Source organism: Streptomyces sp. NPDC015346, assembly GCF_043078785.1.
In the GTDB taxonomy this organism is placed as follows: Bacteria; Actinomycetota; Actinomycetes; order Streptomycetales; family Streptomycetaceae; genus Streptomyces.
In genome coordinates, this window is the sequence record NZ_JBIBTW010000005.1 from 400,572 (window position 1) to 421,685 (window position 21,114).

22 protein-coding genes are annotated in these 21,114 nt (G+C 70.0%); 7 read left to right on the forward strand and 15 right to left on the reverse strand.

Annotated features, from left to right (window positions below):
• Nucleotides 1-247 precede the first annotated feature (247 nt).
• The 4 genes from ACF06X_RS20810 to ACF06X_RS20825 are packed head-to-tail and all read left to right on the forward strand — an operon-like array spanning nucleotide 248 to nucleotide 3,724.
• On the forward strand, nucleotides 248-1,147 hold the full coding sequence (locus ACF06X_RS20810) for a DMT family transporter (RefSeq protein WP_392288739.1): 900 nt from the start codon (nucleotides 248-250) through the stop codon (nucleotides 1,145-1,147).
• A complete protein-coding gene (locus ACF06X_RS20815) occupies nucleotides 1,144-1,926 on the forward strand; it encodes a hypothetical protein (RefSeq protein WP_392288740.1) in 783 nt (260 codons plus the stop codon). Before ACF06X_RS20810 ends, ACF06X_RS20815 begins: the two co-directional genes overlap by 4 nt.
• Before the next feature lie 57 nt (nucleotides 1,927-1,983).
• A complete protein-coding gene (locus ACF06X_RS20820; protein WP_392288741.1) occupies nucleotides 1,984-3,138 on the forward strand; it encodes a cysteine desulfurase family protein in 1,155 nt (384 codons plus the stop codon).
• Between the two features lie 13 nt (nucleotides 3,139-3,151).
• Nucleotides 3,152-3,724 (forward strand): cob(I)yrinic acid a,c-diamide adenosyltransferase, encoded by a 573-nt coding sequence (locus ACF06X_RS20825; protein ID WP_392288742.1) that lies wholly within the window; start codon nucleotides 3,152-3,154, stop codon nucleotides 3,722-3,724.
• Here the strand turns inward: ACF06X_RS20825 and ACF06X_RS20830 are convergent.
• Nucleotides 3,641-4,270, reverse strand: a complete 630-nt coding sequence (locus tag ACF06X_RS20830) for a hypothetical protein (protein WP_392288743.1) — start codon at nucleotides 4,268-4,270, stop codon at nucleotides 3,641-3,643. The genes ACF06X_RS20825 and ACF06X_RS20830 overlap by 84 nt on opposite strands.
• A gap of 150 nt (nucleotides 4,271-4,420) precedes the next feature.
• Here ACF06X_RS20830 and ACF06X_RS20835 point away from each other — a divergent pair, with 150 nt between their 5' ends.
• The 3 genes from ACF06X_RS20835 to ACF06X_RS20845 all read left to right on the forward strand — a co-directional run bounded on the left by ACF06X_RS20835 (nucleotide 4,421) and on the right by ACF06X_RS20845 (nucleotide 8,253).
• Nucleotides 4,421-5,632, forward strand: a complete 1,212-nt coding sequence (locus ACF06X_RS20835) for a sensor histidine kinase (RefSeq protein WP_392288744.1) — start codon at nucleotides 4,421-4,423, stop codon at nucleotides 5,630-5,632.
• On the forward strand, nucleotides 5,620-6,270 hold the full coding sequence (locus tag ACF06X_RS20840; RefSeq protein ID WP_392288745.1) for a response regulator: 651 nt from the start codon (nucleotides 5,620-5,622) through the stop codon (nucleotides 6,268-6,270). The genes ACF06X_RS20835 and ACF06X_RS20840 overlap by 13 nt, the downstream gene beginning before the upstream one ends.
• Nucleotides 6,271-6,405: 135 nt before the next feature.
• Nucleotides 6,406-8,253, forward strand: a complete 1,848-nt coding sequence (locus ACF06X_RS20845) for a glycosyl hydrolase family 18 protein (RefSeq protein ID WP_392288746.1) — start codon at nucleotides 6,406-6,408, stop codon at nucleotides 8,251-8,253.
• A gap of 64 nt (nucleotides 8,254-8,317) precedes the next feature.
• On the opposite strand, the gene ACF06X_RS20850 is transcribed toward ACF06X_RS20845, so the two are convergent.
• The 14 genes from ACF06X_RS20850 to ACF06X_RS20915 form a co-directional block, all read right to left on the reverse strand.
• Nucleotides 8,318-8,764, reverse strand: a complete 447-nt coding sequence (locus ACF06X_RS20850; RefSeq protein ID WP_392288747.1) for a DUF2550 domain-containing protein — start codon at nucleotides 8,762-8,764, stop codon at nucleotides 8,318-8,320.
• Between the two features lie 145 nt (nucleotides 8,765-8,909).
• The gene (locus ACF06X_RS20855) at nucleotides 8,910-9,284 is read right to left on the reverse strand and encodes a F0F1 ATP synthase subunit epsilon (protein ID WP_158990514.1); all 375 of its coding nucleotides are present in this window, start codon (nucleotides 9,282-9,284) and stop codon (nucleotides 8,910-8,912) included.
• Nucleotides 9,285-9,392: 108 nt separating this feature from the next.
• Nucleotides 9,393-10,835 carry a F0F1 ATP synthase subunit beta gene (gene atpD, locus ACF06X_RS20860; protein WP_392288748.1) on the reverse strand — a complete coding sequence of 481 codons (1,443 nt, stop codon included), beginning with the start codon at nucleotides 10,833-10,835 and terminating at the stop codon, nucleotides 9,393-9,395.
• Nucleotides 10,835-11,752 carry a F0F1 ATP synthase subunit gamma gene (locus ACF06X_RS20865; protein ID WP_392288749.1) on the reverse strand — a complete coding sequence of 306 codons (918 nt, stop codon included), beginning with the start codon at nucleotides 11,750-11,752 and terminating at the stop codon, nucleotides 10,835-10,837. The genes atpD and ACF06X_RS20865 overlap by 1 nt, the downstream gene beginning before the upstream one ends.
• A 20-nt stretch (nucleotides 11,753-11,772) precedes the next feature.
• Nucleotides 11,773-13,371 carry a F0F1 ATP synthase subunit alpha gene (atpA, locus tag ACF06X_RS20870; RefSeq protein ID WP_158990508.1) on the reverse strand — a complete coding sequence of 533 codons (1,599 nt, stop codon included), beginning with the start codon at nucleotides 13,369-13,371 and terminating at the stop codon, nucleotides 11,773-11,775.
• Nucleotides 13,372-13,504: 133 nt separating this feature from the next.
• Entirely contained in the window at nucleotides 13,505-14,320 is an 816-nt protein-coding gene (locus ACF06X_RS20875; RefSeq protein ID WP_392288750.1) for a F0F1 ATP synthase subunit delta, read from the reverse strand.
• Nucleotides 14,317-14,862: a F0F1 ATP synthase subunit B gene (locus ACF06X_RS20880; protein WP_392288751.1), complete on the reverse strand. Its 546-nt coding sequence runs from the start codon at nucleotides 14,860-14,862 to the stop codon at nucleotides 14,317-14,319. Before ACF06X_RS20880 ends, ACF06X_RS20875 begins: the two co-directional genes overlap by 4 nt.
• A 42-nt stretch (nucleotides 14,863-14,904) precedes the next feature.
• On the reverse strand, nucleotides 14,905-15,135 hold the full coding sequence (gene atpE / locus ACF06X_RS20885) for an ATP synthase F0 subunit C (protein WP_137993321.1): 231 nt from the start codon (nucleotides 15,133-15,135) through the stop codon (nucleotides 14,905-14,907).
• Between the two features lie 89 nt (nucleotides 15,136-15,224).
• Nucleotides 15,225-16,034, reverse strand: coding sequence for a F0F1 ATP synthase subunit A (gene atpB, locus ACF06X_RS20890; RefSeq protein WP_392288752.1), 810 nt, complete (start codon nucleotides 16,032-16,034; stop codon nucleotides 15,225-15,227).
• Nucleotides 16,035-16,259: 225 nt separating this feature from the next.
• The gene (locus ACF06X_RS20895) at nucleotides 16,260-16,676 is read right to left on the reverse strand and encodes a hypothetical protein (protein ID WP_392288753.1); all 417 of its coding nucleotides are present in this window, start codon (nucleotides 16,674-16,676) and stop codon (nucleotides 16,260-16,262) included.
• Between the two features lie 263 nt (nucleotides 16,677-16,939).
• Nucleotides 16,940-18,271 (reverse strand): MraY family glycosyltransferase, encoded by a 1,332-nt coding sequence (locus tag ACF06X_RS20900; RefSeq protein ID WP_392288754.1) that lies wholly within the window; start codon nucleotides 18,269-18,271, stop codon nucleotides 16,940-16,942.
• A 106-nt stretch (nucleotides 18,272-18,377) separates the two neighbouring features.
• On the reverse strand, nucleotides 18,378-19,625 hold the full coding sequence (gene glyA / locus ACF06X_RS20905) for a serine hydroxymethyltransferase (RefSeq protein ID WP_392288755.1): 1,248 nt from the start codon (nucleotides 19,623-19,625) through the stop codon (nucleotides 18,378-18,380).
• Nucleotides 19,626-19,812: 187 nt separating this feature from the next.
• The gene (locus ACF06X_RS20910; RefSeq protein ID WP_158990492.1) at nucleotides 19,813-20,457 is read right to left on the reverse strand and encodes a protein-tyrosine-phosphatase; all 645 of its coding nucleotides are present in this window, start codon (nucleotides 20,455-20,457) and stop codon (nucleotides 19,813-19,815) included.
• A complete protein-coding gene (locus tag ACF06X_RS20915; RefSeq protein WP_392288756.1) occupies nucleotides 20,454-21,101 on the reverse strand; it encodes an L-threonylcarbamoyladenylate synthase in 648 nt (215 codons plus the stop codon). The genes ACF06X_RS20910 and ACF06X_RS20915 overlap by 4 nt, the downstream gene beginning before the upstream one ends.
• Nucleotides 21,102-21,114: the final 13 nt, after the last annotated feature.

Genomic DNA, 21,114 nt, shown 5'->3' on the forward strand with positions numbered 1-21,114 from the left:
ACCCCTCAACACCTGTTCACTTCTGGCTCTCCGGCGGAGATTAGCGGGCGTGAGCCCCCATGTGACCGCTAAGTAATGCGCGTCACGCCCGCTTTGACGGACGTCACACTCACGACACCTCTTCCGCGCCGTTCGTGTCCGGTTCCCGTCCGGTTCGCGTCGGACCACCGTCGCCATATACCCCCTAGGGGTATAGAGTCGGCGGAACGTGTCCGGCGGCCTGTCACTTCCGGGAGGGGGAACCGTCATGCGTCCGTACGCCCTGGGGGCGGCCACACCCGCGCCGCTGCTCCTGCTGGCCGGCATGGTCAGCCTGCAGTTCGGGTCCGCCTTCGCGAAGCGGCTCTTCGAACAGACCGGACCGGCCGGTGCGACCCTGCTCCGGCTGCTCATCGCCGCCACCCTGCTGGTCCTCCTCTCGCGGCCGGCGCCGAGGCTGCTGCGCACCCACTGGCGGCTGCTCCTCCCCTACGGAGCCGTCTTCGCCGTCATGCAGTTCTCCTTCTACGAGGCGACCTCCCGGCTGCCGCTGGGCGTCGTCGTCACGCTGGAGTTCAGCGGGCCGCTGCTGCTCGCGGCGCTCACCTCGCGGCGTGCGTCGGACCGGCTCTGGGTGGGGCTCGCGGGCATCGGCCTGCTCGTGCTCGGCGGCACCCGGGGCATGGACGATCCGGTCGGCCTCGCCGCCGCCCTGCTCACCGGCGCCGCCCTGACCGGCTACATCCTGCTCGGCGCCCGGGTCGGCCGGGCCGTGCCCGGCGGCTCCGGCCTCGCGCTCGGCCTCGCCGTCGCCGCCGTCCTCGCACTGCCCACCGCCCCTGCGCTCGGCCTGCCCTCCCTGGGCGACCTGCTGGCACCCGGCGTGCTCGGGGTGGCCCTCGCGGTGGCGGTGCTGACGACCGTGGTGCCGTTCTCGCTGGAGTTCGTCGCCCTGCGGCGCATGACGCCCCGGGTCTTCGCCGTGCTGTCCACGGTGGAGCCGGTCATCGCCGCCCTGGTGGGACTCGCCCTCCTCGGCGAGCGGCTCTCCTGGGCCCAGTGGGCGGCGGTGCTCTGCGTGGTGACCGCCGCACTCGGCACCGCACGGCAGCCGCCCGCCGTCCCGGCCGATCCCTCCCCCTCACCGAAGAACGGAGTGCACACATGACCACCCCCGCCACCCTCTCCGGCACCACCTCCCGGAACCGCACCGTCCCGCCACGGGTCGCGCCCCTTCTGGAGACCGTCTCCCGCTCCGCCCGCTCGGCGGTCCTCGTCGCGGGCGGCTACTTCGAAACGGGCGCCGGCGTCGGGGAGTTCGCGCTCAGCTCCTTCGCCCTGGCCCAGGAGACGGGTGCAGCCGCCCGCCGGCTGCACCGCGGCAACAAGGTGCTGTACGACGTCATCGTCAACGACCTCGGCATGTCCTGCTCCACCGACGTCTGTACGCCGGCGGCGGCCCGCGCCGGTTTCGTCGAGAGTGATCTCGCGCCGCTGCGCGCCTCGGCCGCCGAGGCGGGAACCGCCTTCACCGTCACCCGCGAGCGGACCCTGCGCAACCGCGCGGCCCGCGCCATGAAACACCGGCTGCGCGAGGCCGGGGACCATCCCCTGTTCTCGCGGGAGGGCGACGAGATCCTCTTCCGCTCCCGTACGTACGAGAAGGTGCTCGCCGGAGTCGTCAAGGACGACCATGTGGTGCCGCGCTGCCCGCTGATCGTGGCCGAGTACTTCGCGCGCTACTTCGCCCGGCTGCGGGCCTTTCCCGACTGCGACCGCCGCCACGTCGTCGACATCAACTCGCTCGCCGACCGCGACAAGGTCACCAAGGGGGCCGAGATCTACCTCCGCACCGAGGCCCGGCCCGGGGAGGAGATCGTGCTGGTCTTCGCGGACGCCGCCTGCGCCGATCCGATCGCCCTGCCCTACACCGCGTACGACTTCTGACGACCCGTCCGAGCCACAGCGTCCGAGCCACCTGCGCCCCGGAGAGGGAGAACCGGCATGGCCACGATCTATCTCGACCACCAGGCGACCACCCCGATGGACCCGGCGGTCGTCGAGGCGATGAACGTCGCCGCCACCGACTGCTTCGCCAATCCGTCCAGCCCGCACGCGGCCGGCATCCGCGCCTTCCGCGAGGTCGAACGGGCGCGCGGCGCGGTGGCCCGCCTCATCGGCGCCGCCCGTACCGAGATCTACTTCACCTCCGGTGCCACGGAGGGCAACAACCTCGCGATCAAAGGGGTCGTCCGTTCCGAAAGCCGCCGCCATGTGGTGACGACGGCCGTGGAGCACAAATCGGTGCTGGACACCTGCCGTTCCCTGCGGTCGGCCGGGCACGAGGTGACCGTGCTGCCCGTGGACGCCGAGGGGCGGGTCGGCGCACGGCAGGTGGCGGACGCGCTGCGGCCGGACACCGCGCTGGTCTCAGTGATGCTGGCGAACAACGAGATCTCCACCGTCCAGCCGGTGGCGGACATCGCCGCCGTGACCCGGGCGGCCGGGGTACCGCTGCACTGCGACGCGACCCAGGGCGTCGGCTCGCTGCCGGTCGACGTCCGGGCGCTCGGCGTCGATCTGCTGACCTTCTCCGGCCACAAGATCTACGGCCCGAAGGGCATCGGCGTGCTGTACGTCTCCAACGGCCTGTCGGACCGGGCGCCCCTGGTGCCCCTGCTGCACGGCGGCGGTCAGGAGCGCGGCCTGCGCGCCGGCACCGTGAACACGGCCGCCGTGATCGGTCTGGGCGCGGCCGTGGGCGTCCTCGCGGCGTGCCGGGACGAGGAGGCGGTCCGGCTGGCCGGGCTGCGCGCGCGGTTCCTCGCCGAGCTGGCGGAGCTGGTCCCGTACACCCTCAACAGCGGTACGGGCCCCGGTTTCCTGCCGCACGCGGTGAATCTCTCCTTCGAGGGCGTGGACGCGCAGCACCTGCTCCTGGAGGCCACGGACATCGCCGTCTCGACGGGTTCGGCCTGCAACAGTTCGGCCCAGGAGCCCTCGCACGTCCTCACGGCGATCGGTCTGTCGCCGGAGCGGATCCGGGGCAGCGTCCGGATCGGCTTCGGGCGCTTCACCACGGAGGAGGACGTCTCGCGTGCGGCCCGCCGCCTCGCCGTGACGGTCGGCACACGGGCGCTCCGGACGGCCGGAGCGTAACTAGGCTGGGGTCATGGTCAATCTGACGCGCATCTACACCCGTACCGGCGACCAGGGCACCACCGCGCTGGGCGACATGAGCCGGACCGCCAAGACCGATCTGCGGATCTCGGCCTACGCCGACGCCAACGAGGCCAACGCCGTCATCGGTACGGCCATCGCGCTCGGGCAGCTCGACGAGGAGGTCGTGAAGGTCCTCGTCCGTGTCCAGAACGACCTGTTCGACGTCGGCGCGGACCTCTCCACCCCGGTGGTGGAGGACCCGAAGTATCCGCCGCTGCGGGTGGAGCAGTCCTACATCGACAAGCTGGAGGCGGACTGCGACCGCTTCCTGGAGGAGCTGGAGAAGCTGCGCTCCTTCATCCTGCCGGGCGGCACGCCCGGTGCGGCGCTGCTGCACCAGGCGTGCACGGTGGTCCGGCGCGCGGAGCGTTCCACGTGGGCCGCGATCGAGGTGCACGGCGAGACGATGAACGTGCTCACCGCGACCTACCTCAACCGGCTATCGGACCTGCTCTTCATCCTCGCCCGGACGGCGAACAAGGAGGTCGGGGACGTGCTGTGGGTTCCGGGCGGGGAGCGCTGAGCCGGTTTCCGCCGCCGGTGCCCTCTTCGGCCAGATCGCGTAGCTGAGCGCGATCAGGCCGTGGATGCCGGCGGCCCGCCAGGCGACGACGATCCAGCTCTTGAGGGAGTCGGTGTTCCCGTCCGGGCCGACGTACCAGGCCGCCAGGAGCAGCAGTCCGCTGGCGACGGCCGCGGCGACCACCGAGCCCGACCAGACCTTGCCCTCGTGGCGGGCGCGCGCCATGCCGTAGCGCGGCGGCTTCGCGGGCGGCGGGGCGCCGCCGAAGCGGTGGGCGGCGTGGCCGTCGAGCCACTTCACGGTGCGGTGGCCGTGGCCGACGGTGTAGCCGATGTAGACCGCGGCGAGGCCGTGCCGCCAGCTGGGGTCGGCGCCGTTCTTGAGGTCGATCGCGGTGACGACGAGGAGCAGGACCTCCAGGAGCGGCTCGCACAGCAGCAGGGCGAGACCCGTCCGGGGCATCCTCAGCAGATAGCGGGTGGCGAGGCCGGCGGCCAGCAGGACCCAGAAGCCGACTTCGCAGATCACGATCAGCGTGACGATCACGGCACTCCCCTTTCGGTTCCCTCTCAGCCTCCCGTGGCGCCGGGCCCGAATCGTCGTCGGCGGTGACGAACCGCGCCTACATCCTTCGACGGAGGGCGCATCGGCCCGGACGGCGAGGCCGGGGCGCCTCCCACCGTGTTGGATGGGGAGGTGACCCTGCCCCGACCGCACCGCCACGACCTGCTGATCGCCGCCGGCGGCCTCGCCATCGGTCTGCTGATGTGGTCCTTCGGTCTGCACACCCAGAACGACGCGCCGGTCACGGCGCGCTGGGCGACGCTGGTCCCGCTCGTCGTCATGGCGGCGATGGAGGCCCTGCGCCGTTCCAGGCCGCAGACCGCCCTGACCGTCGCCACGCTGGCGCTCGTGGCGGACCAGTTCACCTACGGCAGCCTCGTGACCGCGCTGATGTTCACGGACGTGGTCTACGCGGCCGTGGTCTACGGCTCGCCCGCCTCCGCCCGGCGCATCCCGTACACCACCGGACTGATCACGGTCGGCGTGACGATCGGCTTCCTCGTCTGGTGGCAGAACGCGATCGCCCTGCTGGTCGGCCTGGTCACGGGCATGGTCTCGTTCCTTCCGGCCGTCACCGGCGCGGTGGTGCGCAACCACCGCCAGGCGGCCGACGCCGCGCGGCTGCGCGCGGACCAGACCGCGCTGCTCGCCGAGATGGACCGGAGCCAGGCGGTCGTCGCCGAGCGCGCCCGGATGGCCCGCGAGCTGCACGACATGGTCGCCAACCATCTGTCCGCCATCGCGATCCACTCCACCGCCGCCCTGTCGATCGACGACCCGGGGACGACCCGGCAGGCGCTCACCGTCATCCGGGAGAACAGCGTCGAGGGGCTGGCCGAGATGCGGCGGCTGATCGGGCTGCTGCGGGACAGCAGTGGTGACACCGCGCCGGCGGCCGCGCCCACCCTGGACGGCCTGGAGGCGCTGGTCGCCCAGGCCAGGACGAACGGGGAGCCGAGCGGGCTGACGTTCGCGCTCGACGACACCCGGCCCCCGGGCGGTCCGCTGCCGGCGCCGGTCGAGCTCGCCGCGTACCGGATCGTGCAGGAGTCGCTGACCAACGCCCTCAAGCACGCGGCGCCCGGCGAGGTCCGGGTGGAGCTGGGCCGCCGTCCGGACGGGGCGCTGACGGTGGGGGTGACGAGTCCGTTCGGCGGGCAGCCGGGGCCGCGCGCGCCCGGATCGGGGGCGGGTCTGGTCGGCATGCGGGAGCGGGTGGCGCTCCTGGACGGGGAGTTCGAGGCCGGTGCCGTGCCGGCCGGCGACGGGGGCAAGGTGTGGCGGGTACGGGCGGTCCTGCCCGTCGGGACGAGGGACGAGGAGCCGCAGGCGTGGTACGGGTGATCGTGGCCGAGGATCAGAGCGCGGTGCGGGCGGGGCTTGTCCTCATCCTGGGCAGCGCGCCGGACATCGAGGTGGTCGGCGAGGCCGCGGACGGCGAGCGGGCGGTGGAACTCGCCCGCGAGCTGCGCCCGGACCTGGTCCTGATGGATGTGCAGATGCCCCGGATGGACGGGGTGAGCGCGACCCGGCTGGTGGTCTCCGAGGGGCTCGCCGATGTGCTGGTGCTGACCACCTTCGACCTGGACGAGTACGTCTTCGGGGCGCTGCGGGCCGGGGCGGCGGGGTTCCTGCTGAAGAACACCGACGCGAAGGACCTGATCGAGGCGGTACGGACGGTGGCGCGCGGCGAGGGGCTGATCGCGCCGGCGGTGACCCGGCGGCTGATCGCCGAGTTCGCGGCGCCGAGCCGACCGGTACGGGCGCCGGGCGCGGCGGACCCGTCCGTACTGGACGCGCTGACGCCCCGGGAGCGGGAGGTGCTCTCCGCGCTGGGCCGGGGTCTGTCGAACGCGGAGATCGCGGTACGCCTCGACATGGCGGAGGCGACGGTGAAGACGCACGTCAGCAAGGTGCTGGGGAAGCTGCGGCTGCGCAGCAGGGTGCAAGCGGCCGTGCTCGCACAGGAGTTGGGGGTCTGAGCGGGAACGGAAGCCGGTACGCCGACGTTGGTCTGGACCTCTTGACGGTTGGTCCAGACCTTTCTACGCTCGCGGGGCGCGCGCACCCTTCACGGACCACCCCCATCTTGTCCGTCCGCAACTTGAGGAGCACCGTTGAGCACTCAAGCACCGAGGCGCCGAACAGGGTTCAGACACCGGGCCGCCGCCGGTCTGACCGCCCTGATCCTGCCGCTGGCCGCGATGGTCGGCCTCGCCGCACCCGCCGAGGCCGCCACGGCGGCCACCGCCACCTACACCAAGGTCTCCGACTGGGGCTCCGGCTTCGAGGGCAAGTGGACGGTGAAGAACACCGGCACCACCACCCTCTCCTCCTGGACCGTCGAGTGGGACTACCCCGCCGGCACCACCGTCACCTCCGCCTGGGACGCCACCGTCACCGGCTCCGGCACCCACTGGACCGCCAAGAACGTCGGCTGGAACGGCACCCTGGCCCCCGGCGCCACCGTCTCCTTCGGCTTCAACGGCTCCGGCACCGGCGCCCCCAGCGGCTGCAAGGTCAACGGAGCCTCCTGCGACGGGTCCACCCAGCCCGGCGACAGCGCCCCCTCCGCCCCCGGCACCCCCGTCGCCTCCGAGATCACCAACACCTCGGTCAAGCTGACCTGGACCGCCGCCACCGACGACAAGGGCGTCAAGAACTACGACGTCCTGCGCGACGGCACGAAGGTCGCCACGGTCACCGGACTCACGTACACCAACACGGGCCTGACCGCCGGCACGAACTACAGCTACACGGTCGTCGCCCGCGACACCATCGACCAGACCGGCCCGGCCAGCGGCGCCGCGAGCGTCCGCACCACGGGCGGCGGCACCAACCCGAACCCCGGGTCCACGGTCAAGCTGGGGTACTTCACCAACTGGGGCGTCTACGGCCGTAACTACCACGTCAAGAACATCGTGACGTCCGGCTCCGCGTCCAAGATCACGCACATCAACTACGCCTTCGGCAACGTCACCGGCGGCAAGTGCACCATCGGCGACGCCTACGCCGACTACGACAAGGCCTACACCGCCGACCAGTCCGTCGACGGCGTCGCCGACACCTGGGACCAGCCGCTGCGCGGCAACTTCAACCAGCTGCGCAAGCTGAAGAAGGCCTACCCGAACATCAAGGTGCTGTGGTCCTTCGGCGGCTGGACCTGGTCCGGCGGCTTCGGCCAGGCCGTGCAGAACCCGACCGCCTTCGCCCAGTCCTGCTACGACCTGGTCGAGGACCCGCGCTGGGCCGACGTCTTCGACGGCATCGACCTCGACTGGGAGTACCCGAACGCCTGCGGTCTGTCCTGCGACACCAGCGGACCGGCGGCCTTCAAGAACATGATGCAGGCCATGCGCGCCAAGTTCGGCGCGAACAACCTGGTCACGGCGGCCGTCACGGCCGACGCCTCCGCCGGCGGCAAGATCGACGCCGCCGACTACGCGGGCGCCGCGCCGTACATGAACTGGTTCAACGTGATGACCTACGACTTCTTCGGCGCCTGGGCGGCGAAGGGCCCGACGGCCCCGCACTCCCCGCTCACCTCCTACCCCGGCATCCCGCAGGCGGGCTTCAACTCCGCCGAGGCGATCGCCAAGTTCAAGGCGAAGGGCGTCCCGGCCAACAAGCTGCTGCTCGGCATCGGCTTCTACGGCCGCGGCTGGACGGGCGTCACCCAGTCCGCCCCGGGCGGCACGGCGACGGGCCCGGCGGCCGGCACGTACGAGCAGGGCATCGAGGACTACAAGGTCCTCAAGAGCTCCTGCCCGGCCACCGGCACGATCGCCGGCACGGCCTACGCCCACTGCGGCACCAACTGGTGGAGCTACGACACCCCGGCCACGGTCACGTCCAAGATGAGCTGGGCCAAGAACCAGGGCCTGGGCGGAGCCTTCTTCTGGGAGTTCAGCGGTGACACCACCGGCGGCGAGCTGGTCGGCGCCATCAACAACGGGCTGAACTAGCCAGGGAAACAGAAGGCGGGGACGGCGCAGCACGCCGTCCCCGCCTTCGTCGTTTCACGATCGGTTACGCCACATTGACCCGCTGGCCGGGAGGCGCCGCCTCCAGCCAGGCGAGGAAACCGGTGAGGGCGTCCTCGCTCATCGCCAGCTCCAGGCGGGTCCCCCGGTGCATACAGCGCTGGATCACCGCGTCGGAGAGCAGCGCCAGCTCCTCCTCGCCCTCCGGCATCCGGCGCTCCAGGACCTCGATCGCCGAGCGTTCGAGGACCCGGCGCGGCCGGGGCGCGTACGAGAAGACCCGGAACCAGGCGACCTGATCACCGCTGTAGCGGGCGACTCCGTACACCCACCCCTTGCCGGAGACGTCCGGCTCCTCGGGGACGTCCCACCGCAGCGAACAGTCGAAGGTGCCGCCGGCGCGCTGGATCAACCGGCGGCGCAAGCCGAAGACGAAGAGCCCGATCACCACCAGTGCGACGACCAGTCCGCTCAGGAGCAGAGCGAGGAACATCTTCACCGACCTCCTCGCTGCGTCCCGTGACCGGCTCCGCCGGCGTAACCGAATACAACCCGCATCTGCATCGCCTCAGCCGCGACACGGTCTGGAGTTCTCCAGGCCGTGCCGCGGCTGAGGGCACAACTCTCGGCGCGGTCCGTCAGCGGACCGCTACCGCACGCAGTCGGACGTCGGCGCGACGCTCGGCGGCGGCGTCCGACTCCGACTTGGCGCGCTCCAGCGCGCGCTCGGCGCGCTGGGCGTCGATCTCGTCCGCCAGCTCGGCGATCTCCGCGAGCAGAGACAGCTTGTCGTCGGCGAACGAGATGAACCCGCCGTGCACAGCGGCGACGACGGTCGCGCCCTCGCTGGTACGGATGGTCACCGGGCCCGACTCCAGCACACCGAGCAGCGGCTGGTGGCCGGGCATGACGCCGATGTCGCCGGAGGTGGTACGCGCGATGACCAGAGTGGCCTCGCCGGACCAGACATTCCGGTCGGCGGCGACCAGCTCGACGTGCAGCTCAGCAGCCAAGGGTGGCTCCTCGGGTCACCACCCGGCGGTCGTGCCGGGTGTTGGGGTCAATTCTAAGGGGCGTGGCGAGGGGGGCGGGCACACCCGCCCCCCTCAGGAGCACGAGGCTCAGGAGACGCCGAGCTCCTTGGCGTTCTTCTTGAGGTCCTCGAGACCACCACACATGAAGAAGGCCTGCTCGGGGAAGTGGTCGTACTCACCGTCGCAGATCGCGTTGAACGCGGCGATCGACTCGTCGAGCGGAACGTCCGAACCGTCCACACCGGTGAACTGCTTCGCCGCGTGGGTGTTCTGGGACAGGAAGCGCTCGACACGGCGGGCGCGGTGGACAACGAGCTTGTCCTCCTCGCTCAGCTCGTCGATACCGAGAATCGCGATGATGTCCTGGAGGTCCTTGTACTTCTGCAGGATTCCCTTGACGCGCGTGGCGGCGTCGTAGTGCTCCTGCGCGATGTAGCGCGGGTCCAGGATCCGGGACGTGGAGTCCAGCGGGTCCACGGCCGGGTAGATGCCCTTCTCGGAGATCGGACGGGAGAGAACCGTCGTCGCGTCGAGGTGGGCGAAGGTGGTGGCCGGGGCCGGGTCGGTCAGGTCGTCCGCGGGGACGTAGATCGCCTGCATCGAGGTGATCGAGTGACCACGGGTCGAGGTGATGCGCTCCTGGAGGAGACCCATCTCGTCGGCCAGGTTCGGCTGGTAACCCACCGCGGAGGGCATACGGCCGAGCAGGGTCGAGACCTCGGAACCGGCCTGGGTGAAGCGGAAGATGTTGTCGATGAAGAACAGCACGTCCTGCTTCTGCACATCGCGGAAGTACTCCGCCATGGTCAGACCGGCCAGGGCCACACGCAGACGGGTGCCCGGGGGCTCGTCCATCTGGCCGAAGACCAGCGCGGTCTTGTCCAGAACGCCGGCCTCCTCCATCTCCACCATGAGGTCGTTGCCCTCACGGGTGCGCTCGCCGACGCCCGCGAAGACCGACACACCGTCGTGCAGCTTGGCCACACGGACGATCATTTCCTGGATCAGAACGGTCTTGCCGACACCGGCGCCACCGAACAGACCGATCTTTCCACCCTTGACGTACGGGGTGAGAAGGTCGACGACCTTCAGGCCGGTCTCGAACATCTCGGTCTTGGACTCGAGCTGGTCGAAGGCCGGGGCCTTGCGGTGGATCGTCCAGCGCGGGGCGTCCGCGACGGTGGAGGCGTCGTCGTTCAGCACCTGACCCAGCGTGTTGAACACACGGCCCTTGGTGACATCGCCGACCGGCACGGTGATGCCGGAGCCGGTGTCGGTCACCGGGGCCTGGCGGACCAGACCGTCGGTGGGCTGCATCGAGATGGTGCGGACGATGCCGTCACCGAGGTGCTGGGCGACCTCGAGGGTCAGCGTCTTCTTCGCGCCCTCCTCGGCCGGGTCCGGAACCTCGACGTGCAGCGCGTTGTAGATCTCCGGCATCGCGTCGACGGGGAACTCCACGTCGACGACCGGGCCGATGACCCGGGCGACGCGGCCCGTGGCGGCGGCCGTCTCAACAGTGGTCGTCATTACTTGTCACTCCCCGCGGTCGCGTCGGCCAGGGCTGCCGAGCCGCCGACGATCTCGCTGATTTCCTGGGTGATTTCGGCCTGGCGGGCCGCGTTGGCAAGTCGGGAGAGATTGTTGATCAAGTCTCCCGCGTTGTCGGTCGCCGACTTCATCGCGCGGCGCGTGGCGGCGTGCTTGGAGGCAGCCGACTGGAGCAGCGCGTTGTAGATACGGCTCTCGACGTAGCGCGGCAGCAGGGCGTCGAGGACGTCCTCCGCCGACGGCTCGAAGTCGTACAGCGGACGGAGCGTGTCCTGCTCGCCCGCCTCCTTCGCCACCTCGTCGAGGCTGAGGGGCAGCAGCCGGGCCTCGACCGCCGTCTGCGTCATCATCGAGACGAACTCGGTGTAGACGATGTGGAGCTCGTCCACTCCGCCCTCGGCCGTGTCCTTCTCGATCGCCTCGATCAGCGGAGCGGCGATCTTCTTGGCGTCCGCGTACTCCGGCTGATCCGTGAAGCCGGTCCACGAGTCGGCCAGCTTGCGCTCACGGAAGTTGTAGTGCGCGATGCCACGACGGCCGACGACGTAGATGTCGACCTCGCGCCCCTCGCTCTCCAGCTTCCTCGTGAGCTGCTCCGCCGCCTTGATGGCGTTGGAGTTGAACGCGCCGGCCAGACCGCGGTCGCTCGACAGGAGCAGGACCGCGGCACGGGTCGGGTTCTCCGCCTCGGTGGTCAGCGGGTGCTTGTCGTTCGCACCCGTGGCCACCGCGGTGACCGCGCGGGTCAGCTCGGTCGCGTACGGGGTCGACGCCTGCACCTTGCGCTGCGCCTTGACGACGCGCGAGGCGGCGATCATCTCCATCGCCTTGGTGATCTTCTTCGTCGCGGTGACGGATTTGATGCGACGCTTGTAGACCCGGAGCTGCGCTCCCATGAGTCAGGTCCCTTCCGTCGTCACTTCGAGACGTTGACGGCAGCGGAAGCGTCGTCGCCCAGCAGCTTCCCGTCAGAGGTCTCGAACTGCTTCTTGAACTCCGCGATGGCGTCACCGACGGACTGCAGGGTGTCGTCCGACATCTTGCCGCCCTCGCGGATCGAGCTCATGAGACCCGCGTGGTTCTGACGCAGGTACGCGAGGAGCTCGGCCTCGAAGCGACGGATGTCGGCGACCGGGACGTCGTCCATCTTGCCGGTGGTGCCGGCCCAGATGGAGACGACCTGGTTCTCGGTCGGCATCGGCTGGTACTGAGCCTGCTTGAGCAGCTCGACCATGCGCTGACCACGCTCCAGCTGCGCCTTCGAGGCCGCGTCCAGGTCGGAACCGAAGGCGGCGAACGCCTCCAGCTCACGGAACTGGGCGAGGTCGACACGGAGGCGACCGGAGATCTGCTTCATCGCCTTGTGCTGGGCGGAGCCACCGACACGGGAGACCGAGATACCGACGTTCAGAGCCGGGCGCTGGCCGGCGTTGAACAGGTCGGACTCCAGGAAGCACTGGCCGTCGGTGATGGAGATGACGTTGGTCGGGATGAACGCCGACACGTCGTTCGCCTTGGTCTCGACGATCGGCAGACCGGTCATCGAACCCGCGCCCAGCTCGTCCGAGAGCTTCGCGCAGCGCTCGAGCAGACGGGAGTGCAGGTAGAAGACGTCACCCGGGTAGGCCTCACGGCCCGGCGGGCGGCGCAGCAGCAGCGACACGGCGCGGTAGGCGTCGGCCTGCTTCGACAGGTCGTCGAAGACGATCAGGACGTGCTTGCCCTGGTACATCCAGTGCTGGCCGATGGCGGAGCCGGTGTACGGCGCCAGGTACTTGAAGCCGGCCGGGTCGGACGCCGGGGCGGCGACGATCGTCGTGTACTCGAGCGCGCCGGCCTCCTCCAGGGCGCCGCGCACGGACGCGATGGTGGAGCCCTTCTGGCCGATGGCGACGTAGATGCAGCGGACCTGCTTGTTCACGTCGCCCGAGCGCCAGTTGTCACGCTGGTTGATGATCGTGTCGACACACAGCGCGGTCTTGCCGGTCTGACGGTCACCGATGATCAGCTGACGCTGACCACGGCCGACCGGCGTCATGGCGTCGACGGCCTTGTAGCCGGTCTCCATGGGCTCGTGGACCGACTTACGGGCCATGACGCCCGGGGCCTGCAGCTCGAGGGCGCGGCGGCCCTCGGTCGCGATCTCGCCGAGGCCGTCGATCGGGTTGCCGAGCGGGTCGACGACGCGACCCAGGTATCCCTCGCCGACACCGACGGAGAGGACCTCACCGGTGCGCTGCACCGGCTGCCCCTCCTCGATACCGCTGAACTCGCCGAGGACGATCGCACCGATCTCGCGCTCCTCGAGGTTGAGGGCGAGACCGAGGGTGCCGTCCTCGAACTTCAGCAGCTCGTTCGCCATGGCCGAGGGCAGACCCTCGATCTTGGCAATGCCGTCGCCGGCCAGGCTGACCGTTCCGACCTCCTCGCGCGAGGCCGCGTCCGGCTGGTACGACTGGACAAAGTTCTCCAGCGCGTCCCGGATCTCCTCCGGCCGGATCGTGAGCTCCGCCATCTGGGTTCCCTGCTCTCCTTGTTGGGCCCGAAGTTTCTTAGGGGGTCTGGGGGCCGACCCCCAGGAATCTTCTGCAATCTCTGCACGGCCCAACCGGGCCGCAGGTGATGCTGTGTTCAGTTGGTGGCTGACGTCAGCCGGCCAGTCGCCGGGTCGCCTCGTCGAGGCGCTCCGCGATGGTCCCGTTGATGACCTCGTCGCCGACCTGCACCGAGATCCCGCCGAGGACCGTGGGGTCCACGTCGAGGTTCAGGTGCATCTGGCGGCCGTACAGCTTGGCCAGAACGGCACCGAGGCGCTGCTTCTGCTGGTCGGACAGCGGCACCGCCGAGGTGACGACCGCGACCATCCGGTCCCGGCGCGCCGCGGCGAGCTTGGAGAGGGACTCGAGTCCCGCTTCCAGGCTACGTCCCCGGGGCTGGGTCACGAGACGGACGACCAGTCGCTCGGTGACCGGGTTGGCCTTGCCGCCGAGCAGGCCGCGCAGCAGCTCGCTCTTGGCGGAGGCCGTGGCGGCCTTGTCGGTCAGCGCCGAGCGGAGCTCGGTGCTGGAGGAGACGATCCGGCCGAACCGGAACAGCTCGTCCTCGACGTCGTCCAGCGCGCCGGCCTGCTGCGCCGCGGTGAGGTCGGCGGTGTTCGCCAGCTCCTCGACCGAGTCGACCAGGTCACGCGACTGCGACCAGCGGGACCGGACCATGCCGGACACCAGGTCGACGGTCTCGCCGCCCACCTGACCGCTGAGCAGTCGCCCGGCGAGCTCGGCCTTGGCCTCGCCCGCCTGCGCCGGGTCGGTCAGGACCCGACGCAGCGACACCTCGCGGTCGAGCAGCGCGGTGACGGCTGCCAGCTCGCCCGAGAGCTTCGCCGCGTCGACCGAGGTGTTGTCGGTCAGCGCGTCGAGGGACTCACGTGCGGCGGCCAGTGCCTCGCGGCTCGCTCCGTTCATCGGACAGCCTCGGCCTTCTCCTCGAGCTCGTCGAGGAAGCGGTCGATCGTGCGGCTCTGGCGGGCGGTGTCCTCGAGGGACTCGCCGACCAGCTTGCCGGCCAGGTCGGTGGCGAGCTTGCCCACGTCCCGGCGCAGCGAGGCTGCCGCGGACTTGCGGTCGGCCTCGATCTGCGCGTGGCCGGCCGCGATGATCTCCTCGCGCTGGCGCTGGCCTTCCGCCTTCATCTCCTGGATGATCGCGGTGCCCTGCTCCGTCGCCTCCTGGCGAAGACGCGCGGCCTCGTGGCGGGCCTCGGCGAGCTGGGCCTTGTACTGCTCCAGCACACTCTGGGCCTCGATCTGGGCCGACTCGGCCTTCTCGATACCACCCTCGATGGCCTCGCGGCGCTGCTCCAGAACCTTGTTGATGTTCGGGAGGAGCTTCTTGGCGAGGAGGCCGAAGACGATGACGAAGGCGATCAGGCCGATGACGAGCTCGTCGAGATGCGGGACAAGAGGAGGCTGGGGCTCCTCCGCTGCCGCAAGAAGCAGAGCGTTCACATCAGTGCCTTCCGTGAAAATTGGGCTGTCGTCGGGTCAGGCTTAGTAGACGAAGCCCATGACGATGCCGATGAGGGCGAGCGCCTCACAGAACGCGAAGCCCATGATCTGGTTGGTGCGGATCAGGCCGGCAGCCTCGGGCTGGCGGGCGAGGGCCTGGGTGCCGTTACCGAAGATGATGCCGACGCCGACGCCGGGGCCGATCGCGGCGAGACCGTAACCGATGGAGGCGACGTTACCTTCGACGGCGGCAAGGGTCTGGAGAGCGGACATGCCGGTTCTTCCTTCTCTTTCAAGGACCCGGTGGGGGTTGGCCACCGGACGATTGTTGGATTGGGGGTGGAGCTGGATGCCGGACTGGCTCAGTGGTGCTCGGAGAGCGCGCCCTGGACGTAGCTGCAGGCCAGGAGGACGAAGACGTACGCCTGGACAGCCTGGATGAAGAGCTCGAAGGCGGTCATCACGAGAACCATGACGAACGAGGTGGCGGCGTAGACGACGCCCATGCCGTTCAGCAGGTACCAGCTCGCGAGGGAGAACATCACGATCAGCAGGTGACCGGCGAACATGTTCGCGAACAGTCGGACCGCGTGGGTGAAGGGCCTGATCAGCAGGTTCGAGAAGAACTCGAGGAACATGATCAGCGGCAGGATCGGGCCGAGCGACTTGTCGTAGCCGGTGATGTTCTTCCAGCCGCCGACGAAGCCGTGCTTCTTGAAGGTCAGGCTGACCCACAGCACGTACACGATCAGGGCCAGCGCCGCCGGGAAGGCGATCAGCGAGGTGACCGGGAACTGCGCGAGCGGGATGATGGACCAGAGGTTCATGATCCAGACGAAGAAGAACAGCGACACCATGAAGGGGACGTACTTCTCGCCCTGCTTCTTGCCGATGATCTCGTAGACGATGCCGCGACGCACGAAGTCGTAACCGGCCTCGCCGACCATCTGCATCTTGCCCGGGATCAGCTTGGGCTTGGCGAACGCCGCCCAGAAGAACCCGACGACCACGAGCGAGCTGATCAGCGCGAGCAGCATGGGCTTCGTGAACTCGAAGCCGCCCCACGTGGCGATCGGCTCGTACATGAACGTGTGCAGGCCCGGCGCCGGAAAGCCACAGCCAGTGAAGATCTGGCAATCCGGGTCGAAGGCAAGCGTCTGGTCAGCACTCACCGCGGGCTCCTTCAGCGTGGCGCATAGGTACGGCAACCTCGTTGTGTCGGCGCGGCACGCAGCCGCGGGTCGGCACTGGACTGGTCTTACGGATAAGGGGGCGGCGGTTCGGCGTCGAGCCTCGCGCTGGGACAGGCGTCAGCTCGGATGCCCGCGCCCGCAGTGCCGCAGTTGGCACCGGACGATAGCAGGAAGCCGAACACGCCTTTATCCCGGCCCTACCCCTCACGTCGACGACCCCGGCTTCTTGGGGTCGTCGATGTACATGATCTTGGCCTTCATGTACGCACGCGCCTGCGCGGCGACCCACACGATGGTCGCGGCGAGCACGGTGAACGCGAAGGCCTTGAAGTCGAAGAAGGTGGTCTTCTTGAACAGGATGATCAGGAAGAGGAGAAGGAGCAGCTGGGCCGTGTAGAGCATCAGCCCCATGGCCTGGAACAGATGCGGAAACGACTTCGCGGTCCGCTGGAGCACCACGAGCCCGATCCCCATGAACAGGAGGACGACGGCGCAGCCGATGACGGCGCCGAGCGCACCCTTGCCGCCGGCGACCACGCCGCTGACGACCGCGGCGATGGCGCCGGTGGCAGCAGCGGGAATGGCAGCTGACAGAAGGATGCGTGCGTCGTTGGACGGCATGGCGGTGTCTCCGCGTTGCTGGTGGGGGCGATGGTGTCGTCAGGGACGAGCGTAAGCCCGGTCCGAGGTGTGTCTCGGGGCCAAGAGACCGTCGCACTACGGTCTTTCGGCTCTGTCGCCGGGTCTCGTGAACGGTATCACAAACTATTTGAGTAGTTCTTTACCCGGGAGGTGTGCGGACTGTCACACATGAGAGTTACCGCGCGCGTGTGTGCGGGACAGAAGGCCGAGTTGTCTGGTATTGGACGCCGATACGGCATTCGTCAACTCGGCGTTCCGGCCTTCCGCCGGTCGGTGAAGCGCGAACGGTGGCCGATGGCGGTGGAGCCGTTGACTCCGGCCGGAACCGGTACGCGCTCCTCCGGCGGAGCCTCGACGGGGTGGGCGGCGACCGGCGGGACGGTCTCCATGCGCGGGACCGGACGGCGACGCCGGTAGCGGGGCGGGACGAAGGACTCCGCCCACCGCGGGGCCCGCGGGGAGAAGCGCGGCAGCAGGAGCAGCACCAGACCGATCGCGCTCAGCATGACGACCCCGAGCACGATCCACATCGACGTCGAGTGCACCGAGTACGCGAGCGTCCCGAAGGCGATCAGCGCCGACCAGAAGTACATGATCAGGACGGCCCGGCTGTGCGAGTGGCCGATCTCCAGGAGCCGGTGGTGCAGATGGCCGCGGTCGGCGGCGAACGGCGACTGGCCGTTCCAGGTCCGACGCACGATGGCGAGGACCAGGTCCGCCATCGGGATCGCGATGATCGTCAGCGGCAGCAGGAGCGGGATGAAGACCGGCAGGGCGGCGTGGGTCGCCTGCCGGGTCGAGCCCTCGAAGAAGATCTTCAGGGTGTCCGGGTCGACCTGGCCGGTGATCGAGATCGCGGAGGCGGCCAGGATCAGGCCGATCAGCATCGAGCCCGAGTCGCCCATGAAGATCCGCGCCGGGTGCATGTTGTGCGGCAGGAAGCCCAGGCACATGCCCATGAGGATGGCGGCGAAGAGGGTGGCCGGCGCGGCCGCCTCGATCGTGTAGCCGTACCAGAGGCGGTACGCGTACAGGAAGAAGGCCGCGGCGGCGATGCAGACCATGCCGGCGGCGAGTCCGTCGAGGCCGTCGACGAAGTTCACGGCGTTGATGGTGAGGACCACCAGGGCGACCGTGAGCAGCGTGCCCTGCCCGGGGGTGAGCGCCACCGTGCCGACACCGGGGATCGGCAGCCACAGGATCGTCAGACCCTGGATCACCATCACGCCGGCCGAGATCATCTGCGCGCCCAGCTTGATCAGGGCGTCCAGCTCGAACTTGTCGTCGAGGACGCCGATCAGCCAGATCAGGGCGGCGCCGGAGAGCAGCGCGCGGGGCTCGTTGGAGAGCTCGAAGACGCTGTTGAGGTTCTGCAGGTGGTCCGCGACCAGCAGACCCGCGCACAGCCCGAAGAACATGGCGATGCCACCGAGCCGCGGAGTCGGTTCTCGGTGTACGTCGCGGGCGCGGATCTCCGGCATCGCCCCGGTCGCGATGGCGAACTTCCGCACCGGACCGGTGAGCAGATAGGTCACCGCGGCCGTGACACAGAGCGTCAGCAGGTAATCACGCACGGGCTGCCCCACAGGAATCGCTGGCCATCTCAGCCCCACACCCTAGCCGTGCTGTCCATGTGGTTGAGGACATCGGGGCGCTCAGGATGGTTGCGGCGGTGCTCCGCTATCGGCCATACGGGGGAAATCGCCCCGCAAGTTCGCGCACTTCCGCGCGTACGCGCGCCGTCTCCTCGGGGTCGTCGCGTAGCGCGATCGAGAAGAGGGCGGCGATCCGGGCCATCTCGGCGGCGCCCATCCCCTGGGTGGTGACGGCGGCGGTGCCGAGGCGGAGGCCGCGCCCGTCGTCGTGCGGCAGGGCGCAGGTGTCGAGCACCATCCCGGCGGCCGCGAGCCGCATCCGGGCGGTGCGGCCGTCGACGCCGAGGGGCGCCGGGTCGGCGGTGATCAGATGGGTGTCGGTGCCGCCGGTGGTGATCGCGAAGCCCTCGGCGGCGAGCGCGTCGGCGAGGACGCGGGCGTGCGCGACCACCCGGTGGGTGTAGTCGGCGAAGGAGGGTGAGGCGGCCTCGCCGAAGGCGACGGCCTTGGCGGCGATGGTGTGCATCTGCGCGCCGCCCTGGGTGAACGGGAAGACCGCCCGGTCGACGCGTCCCGCCAGGTCGGCGCCGCACAGGAGCATCCCGCCGCGGGGCCCGCGGAGCACCTTGTGCGTGGTGGCGCAGACGACGTCGGCGTACGGGACGGGGCTGGGGGCCGCTCCGCCGGCGACCAGGCCGATGGGGTGGGCGGCGTCGGCGATGAGGTAGGCGCCGACCTCGTCGGCGATCTCCCGGAAGATCGCGTAGTCGAGGTGGCGGGGGTAGCAGATCGACCCGCAGACGATCGCCTTGGGGCGGTGGTGTCGGGCGAGGGCGGCGACCTGCTCGTAGTCGACGAGCCCGGACTCGGCGTCGACGCCGTACGGCACGAACTCGAACCAGCGGCCGGAGAAGTTGGCGGGCGAGCCGTGGGTGAGGTGACCGCCGTGCGAGAGGCCCATGGCGAGGACCGTGTCCCCCGGCCGCAGCAGGGCCGCGTAGGCGGCGAGGACGGCGGAAGAGCCGGAGTGGGACTGGACGTTGGCGTGTTCGGCGCCGAAGAGGGACATCGCCCGTTCGACCGCGATCCGTTCGGCGGCGTCGGCGAACTCGCAGCCACCGTGGTGGCGGGCGCCGGGATAGCCCTCCGCGTACTTGTTGGCGAGCGGGGAGCCGAGCGCGGCGAGGACGGCGGCCGAGGTGAAGTTCTCGGCGGCGATCAGCTGGAGGCTGTCGGCCTGCCGGCGCACCTCCCCCAGCAGCACGTCGGCGATCTCCGGGTCCTGCCGGCGCAGGACGTCGAGTTCCTCATCGGGGGGAGCGGTGACCGGCATCTGTGGCTCCAGGCGCGTGGGCTGGGCTTCAGCTCCAATGTAGGCGCGTGGGGGGCGGTTCGCCCGGTTTACGGCGTGATTCTGGGCCGTATGGCCGCGTGGGCGCCCGGCGTGGGGGGCGGTCGGGCGAAGGGCATGGTCCGGCGGGCGCCGGCCGCCCGGGCGTACGTCGCCGGTGACCGGCGGCTCAGCGTCGCGCCGGTACGCCCGTCATCGCCGTCACCACGGGGTCCAGCGCCGTGTTGATCTCCTCGCCGATCGAGCGGAAGAACGTGATCGGGGCGCCGTACGGGTCGTTGACCTCGTCCGCCTCCACCGAGGGCGCCAGGAGCCACCCGCGTAGAGCCGCCGCCGCACGCACCAGCGCACGCGCGCGCTCCACCACCCCCTCCCCCAGGGGGTCGGGCAGTGTCGCGGGGTCTATCGCCCGCACCAGCCGGGTGAACTCCTTCAGGGTGAAGGTCCGCAGACCCGCCGAGTGCCCCATCGAGATGACCTGGGCCCGGTGGTCACGGGTCGCGGTCAGGACGAGGTCCGCGCGGATGACGTGCTCGTCGAGGAGCTCACGGCCGACGAAGCCGCTGGAGTCCGCGCCGAAGTCGGCGAGGACCAGTTCCGCGTTGGCCTCCATGGGGGCCCCTTCGTGGCCCCACGTACCCGCGCTCTCCACGATCAGGCCGCCGCCCCGGGGATCGCCCAGGCGGTCGCTCAGGGCATGGCGGGTCAGCCGCTCGGTGATCGGCGAGCGGCAGACGTTGCCGGTGCTGACGTGGAGGATGCGGAAGGAACTGCTCTCGTGCCCCGCTATGCCACGCCCCTCAGGGGCGGTCAACTGGCCACCTCGAGGTCGGGTACGACCTTCCGGAGCTCCTCGGGCGACAGCGCTCCCTGACGGAGCAGCAGGGGCACCTCGCCCGTGACGTCCACGATCGAGGAGGGGACGATCCCCGGCGTCGGGCCGCCGTCGAGGTACACCGACACCGAGTCGCCGAGCATCTGCTGGGCCGCGTCACAGTCCTCCGGCGAGGGGTGCCCGGTCAGGTTCGCCGACGACACGGCCATCGGGCCGACCTCGGTCAGCAGCTCGATCGCGACCGGGTGCAGCGGCATCCGGATCGCGACGGTGCCCCGGGTGTCCCCCAGGTCCCACTGCAGGGAGGGCTGGTGGCGCGCGACGAGCGTCAGGGCGCCCGGCCAGAAGGCGTCGACGAGCTCCCACGCCTTCTCGGAGAAGTCGGTGACGAGCCCGTGCAGCGTGTTCGGGGAGCCGATCAGGACGGGCGTGGGCATGTTACGGCCCCGGCCCTTCGCCGCCAGCAGGTCCGCGACCGCCTCCGAGCTGAAGGCGTCCGCACCGATCCCGTACACGGTGTCCGTGGGCAGCACGACCAGCTCGCCACGGCGAACGGCGGACGCGGCCTCGCGCAGACCGGTCACACGGTCGGTCGCCTCGTTGCAGTCGTATCGCCGAGCCATCTAGCAGGCCTCC